This window comes from Nostoc sp. 106C, assembly GCF_002154725.1.
Taxonomy (GTDB): domain Bacteria; phylum Cyanobacteriota; class Cyanobacteriia; order Cyanobacteriales; family Nostocaceae; genus Aulosira.
The window spans coordinates 38482-52628 of record NZ_MTAW01000192.1 but is presented as its reverse complement, the minus strand read 5'-3'; the positions used below and the strand labels follow the sequence as shown (position 1 = coordinate 52628).

The following is a 14147-nucleotide window of genomic DNA, read 5'->3' as shown; positions in this document are numbered from 1 at the left end:
TCAACCTCATGTTCATCTTTTGGCTGATAAGTTGCGCTCTTTTTTAGCTCAGGCTCATCAATCATAAAAATCCCTCAGGTTGAAGTATGAAGTGATTAATAACGATGTTTAATCACTTCGTACTTTACCTCAAGGCGATCGCATGATGGCGAATATGGTCTTCGATAAAACTGGCAATGAAATAATAACTGTGGTCATAGCCTTCTTGGTAACGCAAGTTTAGGGGCTGCTTCACTTGCGTACAAGCCTGCTCAAACAGTTCTGACAATAATTGTTCAGCTAAAAATTTATCATCAGTCCCTTGATCAATGAAAATGGGGCTGTGATATCCTACTTGCTTAACTAATTCACTAGCGTCATAGCTACGCCAAGTTTCTCGATTGGCTCCTAAATAACGACTGAATGCTTTTTCACCCCAAGGACAGCGTGTAGGTGCAGTAATTGGTGCAAAGGCTGAGACAGATTTAAATAGTTTAGGGTTGCGCATCGCGCACACTAAGGCCCCATGTCCCCCCATTGAATGACCAAAAATACCTTGTTTTTCAGCTTGGACAGAAAAGTTGGCGGTAATTACAGCAGGTAATTCTTGGACGATATAACTATACATTTGGTAGTGCGATCGCCACGGTTGTGTCGTAGCATCTACATAAAAGCCCGCACCTGTACCAAAATCCCAATCATCATCTTCACCAGGAATACCAGTATTGCGAGGGCTAGTATCTGGTGCAACTAGCATCAAACCGTACTCAGCCGCATAGCGTTGCGCCCCCGCTTTGACCATAAAATTCTCTTCAGTACAGGTCAACCCAGAGAGAAAATAAAGAATCGGTACAGGTTCTTGAGTAGCTTGTGGTGGTTGATAGACAGCAAAACGCATTTCTCCGTTACAGGTTGAAGAGAAATGGGAGTAAAAGCCGAGTTTGCCACCAAAGCATTTATATTCTGATATGAGTTTGAGATTAGTCATTTAGACAATACAAATGTAGCAGGCGTACGATTTAGCGTAGCGCACCAAGCTACCAGAGATAGATATCAGTCTGGGTTACAAAATTTTACTTTATCTACTAGCTAACAACTATGTTGATGAAACTCCGATATGGGAATACTAGATCCGAAAGTCTTAAGGATTCAGTAATATGGTTAGTACCCAAGTTAGTATCCCCGGATATTCCATCAACGAAGAACTTTACAACGGTTCTCGCACCTTGGTTTATCGTGGATATCGAGAAACTGACCAACAGCCTGTAGCGATCAAGCTGCTGAAGAATCCTTATCCTAGTTTCAGCGAATTGGTGCAGTTTCGCAACCAGTACACGATCGCCAACAATCTCAACTCTCCTCTAATCATCCAAACTCACAGCCTGGAACCCTACCAAAATGGCTATGCGTTAGTGATGGAAGACTTTGGTGGTGTTTCCCTCAACAAATGGCTGGCTAAAACAGGAAATGGAAGGATGGGAGAAACTCCACAAGCTTTGATGAAATTTTTGCAGATAGCGATCGCTCTGTGCAATACCTTAAATATTCTCTATCGTCATCACATTATTCATAAAGATATTAAACCCGCCAATATTTTAATTAATCCCCAAACCCACGAAATTAGATTAATTGACTTTAGTATTGCATCTTTACTGCCACGAGAAACTCAAACACTAATGAGTCCCAATGTCCTAGAAGGGACACTTGCTTATTTGTCTCCAGAACAAACCGGGAGAATGAATCGGGGGATTGATTACCGTAGTGATTTTTATTCTTTAGGTGTCACTTTTTACGAATTATTAACAGGAGAATTACCCTTCCAATCAAACGATCCAATGGAGTTGCTGCATTGTCATATTGCTAAAAAACCACCATTATTAGAAGGCAGAAGCGATAAAATTCCGCGAGTAATTTCAGAGATAGTGATGAAACTGATGGCGAAAAATGCGGAAGACCGCTATCAGAGTGCATTAGGCTTGAAATATGATTTAGAAAATTGCTTAGAACAAATACAAACAAAGGGAAAAATTGAAAACTTTCCCATTGCACGCAGGGATGTGTGCGATCGCTTTCTCATCCCTGATAAACTTTATGGACGAGAAACAGAAGTAGAGAAGCTTCTAAGTGCGTTTGAACGGGTTAGCACAGGCAAGAATGAAATGGTGCTAGTAGCAGGGTTTTCTGGAGTTGGCAAAACTGCTGTTGTCAACGAAGTTCATAAGCCGATTGTGCAAAAGCGGGGATACTTCATTAAAGGCAAATTTGACCAATTTCAGCGCAATATTCCCTTCTCTGCTTTTGTGCAAGCTTTGCGCGATTTAATGGTGCAATTGCTCTCTGAAAACGATCGGCAACTGCAACAATGGAAAACTCAAATATTATCAGCATTAGGTGAGAATGCACAGGTAATTGTAGAAGTAATTCCTGAACTTGAACAGATTATAGGTTCACAACCTTCTGTACCTGAATTAGGAAATAATGCTGCCCACAATCGCTTTAATTTATTATTTCAAAGATTTATTGCTACCTTTACAACACACGAACATCCCCTTGTCATTTTTCTCGATGATCTGCAATGGGCAGATAGCGCTTCGTTAAAATTGCTGGAATTGTTGATGAGTGCAACAGAGAGGGGTTATCTGTTAGTGATTGGAGCCTATCGAGATAACGAAGTTTTTCCTGCTCATCCTTTAATGTTTACTTTAAATGAGATTGGCAAAACTGGGACAATTTTTAACACTATTACCTTAGCTTCTCTGAAGATATCACAGATTAATCAACTGATAGCCGATACCCTCAGTTGTTCGCCAGAATTGGCTTTATCTTTAACTAAGTTAGTCTATCAAAAAACTCAAGGAAATCCTTTTTTCAACAATCAATTCCTGAAAGCTTTGTACGAGGAAGGGCTAATTACATTCAATGTTGAGATGGGGTATTGGCAATGTGATCTTGCTAAAATTAATGCCTTAGCGCTGACGGATGATGTAGTTGAGTTTATGGCAATGCAGTTGCAGAAATTGCCAATAGTCACTCAAAATCTTTTGCAATTAGCAGCTTGTATCGGGAATTCTTTTGACTTAAATACTCTTGCTACTGTCCATCAAAAATCCCCAGATGAAACGGCAGCTAACTTGTGGAAGGCTTTGGAATTAGGTTTAATTTTACCTACTAGTGAAGTTTATAAATTCTTTCAAGAAACTAAAAATAAGCCTCAATCAAACCTCAGCAAAAATCCGAAATTTCCAGATCCTACTTTTAGGTTTTTACATGATCGCGTGCAGCAAGCTGCCTATTCTCTGATTCCCGAAGCTCAGAAACAGTTTACTCATCTCAAAATTGGTCAATTACTCTTGCAGAATACGCCTAAATCTCAGCAAGAAGAACGGATTTTTGAGATTGTCAGTCAGTTGAATTGTGGAATAGCGATAATCACCCAAGCAAGCGATCGTCAACAATTAGCTCAGTTAAATCTCAATGCTGGTCGCAAAGCGAAAGAAGCAACTGCATATGGTGCAGCCATTTATTATTTGAATCATGGTATACAGTTACTAACAACTAATAGTTGGGAAATTGCCTACGATTTAACTCGCAGTTTATACGAAGAAGCCGCAGAAGCTAGCTTTCTCAACAAAGAATTTGAGCAAATGGAATCTCTAATCCAAGTTGTACTCGAACAAACAACCAGCTTATTGGATAGAGTTAAGGTTTATGAAGTCAAACTCCAAGCTTATCAAGTACAAGGTCAACCATTCCAAGCGATCGCAACTGGACGCGATATTCTTCAGCAACTAGGGGTAACAATACCAGAGATACCAACACCTTCAGATATTCAGCAATCTATAGAAAACACGCTTTTGTTATTGGCAAACAGAAATATTGAGAGCTTAGCACAACTACCTTTGATGAAGGATACCAAAGCCTTGGTTGCTTTGCGGATTATGGCTAGTATCGCTCCCTCGATTCACCAAGCTGCTCCCTATCTATTGCCAATTCTTGCCTGCGAAGAAGTAAATTTATCTCTCAAATATGGCAATGCACCACTTTCAGCACCAGGATACGCAGATTTTGGCATTGTACTTCATACGTTGAACAAACTAGAAGAAGGTTACGAATTTGGGCAGTTAGCTTTAAAAATTGTAGATATCTTGCAAGCAAAATCTGTGCAAAGCATGACTGCATTTAAGGTTGCTGCATTCAATCAATGCAATAAGCAACATATTAGTAGCAGCATTAATTTATTCCAAGAAGCTTATACCAGTGGCTTAGAAACAGGTGATTTCTTTCATGTGCTAGCATCAATGATTTTCAAATTCTTTTACACTTATCTTAGTGGTGCAAAACCTTTAGAAACTTTGTTAGAAGATATAAAATCATACGAATCTAATTTTGCCAAAAATCAGCGCTTATTAAATTGGTCTAATCTCATCTGCCAAAACATTAGCAATTTGACCAGATCTAGAGAGAATCCAGAGTCACTTATTGGTGAATACTCTCATGAAGAACAACTCTTGCCAGTTCTCCTCAACCAAAACGACGAGTTGACACTTCATATATTTTTCTTAAATAAGTTAATGCTTGCTTATCTATTTGATCATATGCCTGAGGCAATTAAGAATGCAGATCAAATAGAGCAATATCTCAAAGGTGGTGTGGGAATGCTGTCCGTGCCAGTTTTCTACTACTACGATTCTTTGTGCCGACTTGCTGTGTATCAAATGGCTGAACCGTTAAGCCAAGCTCAACTATTGTTGCAGGTTAACGAAAACCAAGAGAAATTGAAGTATCGCGCCAAATGCGCACCGATGAATTTCCAACACAAATACGATTTGGTAGAAGCAGAAAAACATCGAGTGTTGGGACAGAAAACAGAAGCGATGGAATATTACGATCGCGCTATTAACCTAGCTAAAGAACATGAGTACATCCAAGAAGTAGCACTAGCTAACGAACTCGCAGCCAAATTCTATCTAGAATGGGGCAAACCAAAGGTGGCTCAAGCATATATGCAAGAAGCTTACTATTGTTATGCCCGTTGGGGTGCAAAAGCCAAAACTAATGACCTAGAAAAACGCTATCCAGAACTGCTAGCTCCCATCTTACAAGCACAACAACATCGCTTTCACCTCAGCGACACCTATATTTCCACTGTCGATTCATCCTCATTTCTGCATCAAACCATCCAAACAAGTAACTCTAGTAGTGGCAGTATTTCTAAAAGCCTCGATTTCAGCACTATCCTCAAAGCCTTACAAGCCCTCTCCAGTGAAATTCATTTAGAGCAATTGCTCAATACCTTGATGGAAGTGTTGATGGCAAATGCAGGAGCTAAAAAGGTGGCCCTGTTGGTACTCAAAGATGAAAATTGGGTAGTTGAGACAATTTCCACCATCAATGAAGGTACAAGTCAGCTATCTGTATCATCTGACACCAGCCAAATCGTTCCGATGACGCTGATTAACTACGTCAAACGTAGTGGTAAAACCCTGGTGTTGGATGATGCGACTTCCCAAACCAATTTTATCGCTGATCCCTATATGATGCAGCAACAACCCAAAAGTGTGATGTGTACACCGATTTGGCATCAGGGTAAACTGATTGGGCTGTTGTATCTGGAAAATAAATTGACGATTGGTGCATTTACCCGCGATCGCACTGAAGTCATTCAACTATTATGCGCCCAAGCTGCCATCTCTCTGGAAAATGCTCGTCTCTACCAACAATCTCAGGATTATGCCCAACAATTAGAGCAGATGCTACAGGAACTCAAAGTTGCACAATTACAAATGGTGCAAAATGAGAAAATGGCTACCTTGGGTAACTTAGTAGCGGGGGTAGCACACGAAATCAACAACCCTGTGGGATTTCTCAAAGGCAGCCTCAATAATACTGAAGAGTATATCCAAGACTTACTTGCCCATGTGCAATTATTTCAACAGCATCATCCCCACCTTGCCGCCCCAGTCATCGAGCATGGCGAAGAAATTGACCTAGAATTTATCAGTGAAGATTTACCCAAGTTAGTAACTTCGATGAAGGTGGCTTCCGAACGCATTAAAGAAATTAGTAACAGCTTGCGCACCTTCTCACGGGCGGACACGACAGAAAAAGTCGCTTGTAACCTGCATGAAGGAATTGAAAGTACGCTGTTGATTTTAAAGTATCGCCTCAAAGCATCGGAAAAACGCCCTGCCATTGAAGTAATCAAAGATTATGGTAAATTACCGCTAGTTAAGTGCTTTTTAGGACAGTTAAATCAAGTATTTATGAACATCCTCGCTAATGCAATTGATGTATTGGATACATCAACTGAGGGACGTTCTTTTGGCGAATTGCAAGCCAATTCTCAGCGAATTACAATTTCAACAGCAGTCTCCACTGATGGGCGTACAGTTGCAATTCGCATCCAAGATAACGGGCCGGGGATGTCAGAGGCAATTCAAGCTAAGGTCTTTGACCATCTGTTTACCACTAAAGAAGTTGGTCAAGGCACAGGATTAGGGCTGGCGATCGCGCGTCAAATCGTTGAAGAAACCCACAATGGTAAGTTGAGTTGTAATTCTGTTGTTGGTGAAGGTACAGACTTTCTCATTGAGATTCCGGTGTAAGCAGAATCCAGAATTTAGGATTCAGAATTCAGAAAAACTTTAAGGGGCGATCGCATTAATTACTGCTGAATTTGTTCTCGCAGCGTTGTACGGAAAGCACGTTTACTTTGGGTTTCTCCCTGAGTTTTACATTGTAGTAAAAAGTCGTATACCATTGATTTAGTTAATATCGGAAATGTTGCGCTAGTCGCTGATTCTTGATAATCACCTTGCTGCAACAGATAAATAATTAATTTTGTACCGTTGTAGCGCCAAAATTCTGGAACTTTCATTTCCTGATACATTTGTTTTTTATTAATATCTGTATGAGTTATATCTACTTCTAATATCAAATCTGGAGGTGGATCTACTGCTAAGTTTACTGTTTTACCTCTCACAGTAGGCTCATTTTGAATGTAGTAACATTTATCAGGTTCTGCACCAATTTTTGACTTTGGTATTTTTAGCGTCGTAGAAGCCATGCTTTTGATATTGAGATTGAACTCCTCGGTTAAAATTTGAATCAACATCCCAATATTTTCACTACCAGTTTCATGTTCTTCTAAGGGAGTCATAATCTCCAACATACCGTTGTAATATGTGAGTAGGGCTGCTCGGTTATCACCCAAAGCATCAAGAATTTGCTCATAAGCACCCCAACTAATGTTATTAAGAGTAACGCGCTTTTCTGCAAGTGGTTTTTCTGTAGGAGTGCTGTTTATCGCTTCACTAGTAGTAACCATTTAACTCTCCTAAGTTTGTTGAATTCGTAATTCATAATTATGAAAATCGAACATAATCTATTATTTTGTAGGGTGTGTTGTCGCGCAGCGCAACGCACCGCAAACAATCCAAGGTGCGTTAGCCTAAGGCATAACACACCCTAAGGATCTCGTTACTCGTTACTCGGTACTCAGCACTGTTTTTGTGAGCTATGCCCACCTTAATCAAAATCTAACAACTAAAACGTCACAATGCTGCGAATTGATTCACCTTTGTGCATCAATTCAAAGGCATCATTAATCTGTTCAATCGGCATGACATGGGTAATCAAATCATCAATATTTATTTTCCCATCCATATACCAATCAACAATTTTTGGCACATCTGTACGTCCCCTTGCACCACCGAATGCCGAACCTTTCCAGACACGTCCAGTTACTAATTGAAATGGGCGAGTACTAATTTCTTGTCCCGCACCTGCAACACCAATAATCACACTCACGCCCCAACCTTTGTGGCAGCATTCCAAGGCTTGGCGCATCACTTTGACATTGCCAATACATTCAAAGCTGTAATCAGCACCGCCTTTAGTTAAATCAACTAAGTAGGGTACTAAATCACCTTCTACTTCCTTGGGGTTAACAAAGTGCGTCATGCCAAACTTTTCTGCTAAGGCGCGTTTGCTGGGATTAATATCTACCCCGACAATCATATCGGCTCCTACTAGCCGCGCTCCTTGAATGACATTTAAGCCAATACCACCTAAGCCAAAAACTATTACCTTTGCGCCTGGTTCCACCTTGGCTGTATAAACAACTGCGCCAATACCTGTTGTGACGCCGCAGCCAATGTAACAAACTTTATCAAATGGGGCATCTTCCCGAATCTTGGCGACGGCGATTTCGGGCAACACTGTATAGTTGGCAAAGGTGGATGTGCCCATATAATGATGAATCATCTGCCCATCAATGCTAAAGCGACTTGTGCCATCTGGCATCACACCGCGTCCTTGGGTAGGGCGAATTGCTTGGCAGAGATTAGTTTTGAGGCTGAGACAATATTCACACTGGCGACATTCTGGAGTGTACAGGGGAATGACGCGATCGCCTGGCTTTACACTGGTAACACCAGCACCTACCTCCACCACCACACCAGCGCCTTCATGTCCTAAGATGGCGGGAAACAAACCTTCAGGATCGTCACCAGAAAGAGTGAAAGCATCGGTATGGCAAACACCACTGGCTTTTATTTCAACTAACACTTCCCCAGCTTGTGGTCCTGATAATTGAACGGTTTCTATAGTTAACGGCTTACCTGCGCCGTAAGCTACTGCGGCTTTAACTTCCACGCGTCAGCCCTCCTGTCTAGAGTTTTCTCAAATAGCTATTTGAGTTTATATCGGGGAGTGGGCGAAGAAATTTTTTGTAACTTTTCTGCAATCTTTTTCATACCTGTGACAGAGAAATAGACAATCAATTTCCTCCTAACGAGCACGTATTGATTGGTAGAAGTTGCGCGATCAACTTTGGAATCAATTCATCTTAGCTTTTGCACAGAAGAAACTTTATAAAAATATTTTGACTTTGTTAAAATGTCATTCTCTAGTTAGATTAATAAAAGGTGGAAATAACTGTTTGAGCAACGACGTCAACTTTGTGCTAACAGCATCCCCCCGATAAGAATTTGTCAATACTGTAATAAATTTATTTTCGTCACAGCCTATGAATCCTGCCCTTACTAAAATTGGCGCTCAAATGTCCAACCTGACCGGCGTTCGCGCAATTATGAAAGATATTGTCGAAACGTTACAATCTGGCGCGGGGCAGGAATTGATTAATTTGAGTGCAGGTAATCCGTTGATTTTGCCCGCAGTAGAACGATTGTGGCGCGATTGTACAGCAGATTTACTCGCAAGCTCCGAATATGGTGAGGTGGTTTGCCGTTACGGTTCTAGTCAAGGTTATGCACCATTTATTGAAGCGATCGCTAATGATTTTAATCGCCGCTATGGGTTAAATTTAACTTCTCGCAATATTTTGGTTACTCCTGGTAGTCAAACTCTCTATTTTTACGCTGCTAATGCTTTTGGTGGTTACACTCGCACTGGTGAACTTAAGCAAATTGTCTTACCTTTAAGTCCTGACTACACCGGTTATGGTGGGATCTGCTTAGTTCCAGAAGCATTAATCGCTTATAAACCAGCTCTAGATATTGATGCACCTGCGCACAGGTTTAAATACCGTCCCGACTTCAGCCAACTGTCAATTACAGAAAGTACAGGTTGTGTAATCGTTTCTCGTCCTTGTAACCCCACAGGTAATGTGCTTACCGATGAAGAGGTAAGAAAAATTGCTGCTTTGGCTGCACCTTACGATGTGCCAGTATTAATTGACTCAGCTTACGCCCCTCCTTTCCCCGCGCTGAATTTTACGGATATGTCGTTGATATTTGGCGAAAATATCGTTCATTGCACTAGCTTATCCAAAGCTGGGCTACCAGGGGAAAGGATTGGGATTGCCATTGGGAATGAAAAAATTATTCAAGTTCTAGAGTGCTTTCAAACCAACGCTAGCCTGCATTCTTCGCGTTATGGACAAGCGATCGCAGCTCGTGCTATTAACTCTGGAGCGTTGGCTGAAATTGCCGAACAAGTCATCCGCCCATTCTACCAAAACAAGTTCAGCGTATTAGAAAATACATTAGATGCCGCCATGCCCAAGGATTTACCTTGGTTCCTGCATCGCGGTGAAGGAGCTATCTTTGCTTGGTTGTGGTTAGAAGATCTACCCATTACAGATTGGGAATTTTACCAAGAACTCAAGCAAGTAGGTGTAATTGTTGTACCTGGTAGTACCTTCTTCCCTGGTTTAAAAGAAGATTGGCCGCACAAGCAGCAATGCTTACGTATCAGCCTTACCGGAAGCGACGAGGAACTGGTAACTGGTATGCGACGTTTGGCTAAGGTAGTTGAACAAGTTTATGAGCGTGCGGCTGTGAGTGCTTAGTATCTTAGAAGAAGTGGTAGACCGTCATAAAACTTCCCTCCTCGCTTGCGGGGAGGGGTTAGGGGTGGGGTAAAAGCTTACTGCATCCAAACAAAGAACGCTGTAATTAAATAGTGGGAATGAACCGCGAAGACACGAAGAACGCGAAGAAAGGAAGGAAAAAAGTTACCAATCCAAAATCTCAAGTTCAAAATCCAAAATTGGATGATTGGCTAGATATTGGTAAGATTGTTGCAGCTCAAGGGCTGTCTGGGGAGTTGCGGGTTTATCCAAATACCGATTTCCCCGAACGATTTGAGGTAGCAGGAAAACGCTGGTTGTTGCGTCCGGGTGAGACAGAACCGCAACCTATAGAATTACTGGAAGGGCGCTACATTGAAAACAAAAATTTGTATGTAATTAAATTAGCTGGTATAGAAAATCGCAACCAAGCAGAGGATTTGCGTGATTCTAAGTTATTGGTGCCAATAAGCGATCGCCCTCATTTGGCAGAAGATGAATATTATGTCCCCGATTTAATTGGCTTGGAAGTCTTTTTGCAAGCATCGGGTGAACTTGTGGGTACAGTGGTAGATATAATTCCCACTGGTCATGATTTATTAGAAGTAGAATTGCATCCTGATTTTGCACCTGAGAAAAAACACAAGAAAGTTTTAATTCCGTTTGTGGAAGCGATCGCACCTGTAGTAGACATACAAGCACGTCGAATTGAAATTACACCACCACCTGGGTTATTAGAAATTAATGAGTAAAAGGCAAAGTGTTCGCTCCTGCAATAAACTTTTGCGACTCGTAAACTAAGTTTCTGACTCATATTTTAATTTTGCGACTCGCAAACTAAGTTTCTGACTCGTATTTTAACTTCACAACTGATAAACCTGTGTATATAAACTTATTTAAGCAAAGATAGGCAAATTTATCCAGTTTGCTAATACTTATGCCTCTAAACTTCTGTAGCTTCACTGTGGCTAGTACATTTGGTTGTTGGCTATTTTAGCCCCATCTATTTACCTTTGCATCAAATAACATCAATATTGCGATCGCTGCTTTCAATTGATTTATACTAAATTCAACTTTAGATTACACCCTTTCCTGTAATCAACCTCTGTCAAAAGAAATAGCTTCACAGCTATAGCATTACGTCTTTTCAGTAACTACTAAAACAATGATGATTAAATCATCAATCTCATAAATATTAGTTTTATTCTTAAAAATAATCTTAAAAATTAACTAGTCTAATATTGTATCTGCTAGCCTTTCAGTGAGGTCATCATCTGTATTGCTTCAGATGAATTTTAGATTTGAGTAAATAACTGAATGTATTGAATGGCTCAGACTGTCAAATTTTCCAGGTGAATACTGGAAAGTTTTGTCGTGGGTATGATGACGCTCATACCATAGACAACTAAACTTGCATACTGAATGAATTAGTCAAAATCTATTGTTGTAATGGAGTTTTGATATGACTGTAGCAACTCCGACTCAATCAAAGCCTTTATCAGATGAAGAATTGCAGAAAATAAACGCCTACTGGCGTGCAGCTAACTATCTTTCTGTAGGACAAATATATCTCCTCGACAATCCACTGCTAAAAGAACCGCTGAAGCTAGAACATGTTAAACCCAGGCTTTTAGGTCACTGGGGAACAACACCAGGACTGAACTTTATCTACGTGCATTTAAATCGGGTCATCAAAAAGTATGACCTCAACACAATCTACATTGCAGGCCCTGGTCATGGCGGCCCTGGATTGGTTGCCAATACCTACTTGGAAGGCACTTACAGCAAGTATTACCCCAACATCTCCCAAGATGCTGTGGGTATGAAGCAACTCTTCAAACAATTTTCCTTTCCTGGTGGGATTCCTAGCCATGCGGCCCCAGAAACTCCTGGTTCTATTCATGAAGGTGGTGAACTAGGTTATGCACTCGTCCACGCCTATGGTGCTGCTTTCGACAATCCTGACTTAATTGTTGCCGCTGTTGTGGGTGATGGTGAAGCTGAAACTGGAGCTTTAGCAACTAGCTGGCATTCCAACAAGTTTATCAATCCTGTGCATGATGGAGCTGTACTGCCAATTCTGCACCTCAACGGGTATAAAATTGCCAATCCAACTGTACTAGCACGGTTGAGTCATGAAGAGTTAGAGAGCTTGTTTATCGGCTATGGTTACAAACCTTACTTTGTGGAAGGCACTGATCCCGCAGATGTCCATCAACAGATGGCAGCAACTTTGGATACAGTAGTTACAGAAATTCAAAGTATCCAAAGGGAAGCGAGGATACATGGTTTTACCGAACGCCCGCAGTGGCCGATGATCGTTCTCAGAACCCCGAAAGGTTGGACAGGCCCCAAAGATGTCGATGGGAAAAAGACTGAGGGTTTTTGGCGATCGCATCAAGTTCCCTTTGGGGAAATCGCTAAAAAGCCTGAACACCTAAAATTATTGGAAGATTGGTTAAGAAGTTACAAAGCAGAAGAACTGTTCGATGCTAACGGCAAGCTGATTCCAGAATTAGCAGAATTGGCTCCTAAAGGGCATCGGCGCATGGGTGATAATCCTCATACAAATGGCGGTATCCTACTGCGTGACCTGAAGATGCCTGAATTCCAACACTATGCAGTAGATGTTCCCCAACCAGGTAAAGTTGAAGCCGAAGCTACCAAGGTAACAGCGAAATTCCTACGGGATATCATGCGGCTTAACTTAGACAGCCGCAACTTCCGTATTTTCGGACCCGACGAAACCCAATCGAATCGTCTGGATGCTGTATTTGAAGTCACAGACCGGACTTGGACTTCTCAAATCCTCCCAGAAGACGAACACCTATCCCCCAATGGACGGGTGATGGAAATTCTCAGCGAAACTAGCTGCCAAGGTTGGTTAGAAGGTTACCTACTCACAGGCCGTCATGGGTTCTTTTCCTGCTATGAGGCATTCATCCACATAGTAGACTCAATGTTTAACCAACACGCCAAATGGCTAAAAAGCACTAATGACATTCCCTGGCGTCGACCAATTGCATCCCTCAACTACCTGCTTACCTCCCACGTTTGGCGACAAGACCACAACGGTTTCTCTCACCAAGATCCTGGTTTTATTGACCTTGTAGCTAACAAAAAATCAGAAATTGTTCGCGTGTATTTACCTCCTGATGCCAATACTTTACTGTCAGTAACTGACCATTGCCTCAGAAGTCGGCATTATGTCAACGTCATCGTTGCTGGGAAGCAGCCAGCGTTGCAGTACCTAGACATGGACGCTGCAATCAAGCACTGTACTAAAGGTCTCGGCATTTGGGAATGGGCAAGCAATGATAAAGGTAGTGAACCAGATGTAGTGATGGCTTGCGCTGGGGATATACCCACCTTAGAAACCTTGGCGGCTGTGGACATTCTACGCCAGCACTTCCCAGAGTTAAAAGTGCGGGTAGTCAACATAGTCGATTTGATGACGCTACAACCAAAAAGCGAGCATCCTCACGGTTTAAGCAACAAAGACTTTGACACCATTTTCACCAGCGACAAACCCATCATCTTTGCTTTTCATGGCTATCCTTGGTTAATCCATCGCTTAACCTATCGCCACACTAACCATCACAACCTGCATGTGCGCGGATTCAAGGAAGAAGGAACTACCACCACTCCTTTTGATATGGTCGTCCTCAACGATCTTGATCGCTTCCACCTCGTTATGGACGTGATCGATCGCGTACCCAAACTAGGATCTAAAGCGGCTTATGTCAAGCAAATGTTGCAAGATAAGTTGATCGAACACAAGCAATACATTGAGCAGCGCGGCGAAGATATGCCAGAAATTCGCGACTGGAAGTGGCCTTACTAAAAAAAGATACGC

Annotated in this window: 7 protein-coding genes; 4 read left to right on the top strand and 3 right to left on the bottom strand. The window is 41.6% G+C overall.

Annotation, left to right across the window (positions count from 1 at the left end):
- Window positions 1–124: 124 nt before the first annotated feature.
- Window positions 125–967, bottom strand: coding sequence for an S-formylglutathione hydrolase (gene fghA / locus BV375_RS29445; RefSeq protein ID WP_086767106.1), 843 nt, complete (start codon window positions 965–967; stop codon window positions 125–127).
- Window positions 968–1136: 169 nt separating this feature from the next.
- Here fghA and BV375_RS29440 point away from each other — a divergent pair, with 169 nt between their 5' ends.
- Window positions 1137–6584, top strand: a complete 5448-nt coding sequence (locus BV375_RS29440) for an ATP-binding sensor histidine kinase (RefSeq protein ID WP_086767104.1) — start codon at window positions 1137–1139, stop codon at window positions 6582–6584.
- Between the two features lie 59 nt (window positions 6585–6643).
- Here the strand turns inward: BV375_RS29440 and BV375_RS29435 are convergent, their stop codons facing one another.
- Together BV375_RS29435 and BV375_RS29430 are read right to left on the bottom strand one after the other, a co-directional pair.
- Complete coding sequence (locus BV375_RS29435) at window positions 6644–7306, bottom strand: Uma2 family endonuclease (RefSeq protein WP_086767102.1); 663 nt, start codon at window positions 7304–7306, stop codon at window positions 6644–6646.
- A 218-nt stretch (window positions 7307–7524) separates the two neighbouring features.
- Window positions 7525–8634, bottom strand: coding sequence for an S-(hydroxymethyl)glutathione dehydrogenase/class III alcohol dehydrogenase (locus BV375_RS29430; protein ID WP_086767100.1), 1110 nt, complete (start codon window positions 8632–8634; stop codon window positions 7525–7527).
- A gap of 373 nt (window positions 8635–9007) precedes the next feature.
- Here BV375_RS29430 and BV375_RS29425 point away from each other — a divergent pair, with 373 nt between their 5' ends.
- From BV375_RS29425 to BV375_RS29415, 3 genes are all read left to right on the top strand, one after another.
- Window positions 9008–10291 (top strand): valine--pyruvate transaminase, encoded by a 1284-nt coding sequence (locus BV375_RS29425; RefSeq protein WP_086767098.1) that lies wholly within the window; start codon window positions 9008–9010, stop codon window positions 10289–10291.
- A gap of 119 nt (window positions 10292–10410) precedes the next feature.
- A complete protein-coding gene (gene rimM, locus BV375_RS29420; RefSeq protein WP_086767096.1) occupies window positions 10411–11043 on the top strand; it encodes a ribosome maturation factor RimM in 633 nt (210 codons plus the stop codon).
- Between the two features lie 710 nt (window positions 11044–11753).
- The gene (locus BV375_RS29415) at window positions 11754–14135 is read left to right on the top strand and encodes a phosphoketolase family protein (protein ID WP_086767094.1); all 2382 of its coding nucleotides are present in this window, start codon (window positions 11754–11756) and stop codon (window positions 14133–14135) included.
- Window positions 14136–14147 lie beyond the last annotated feature (12 nt).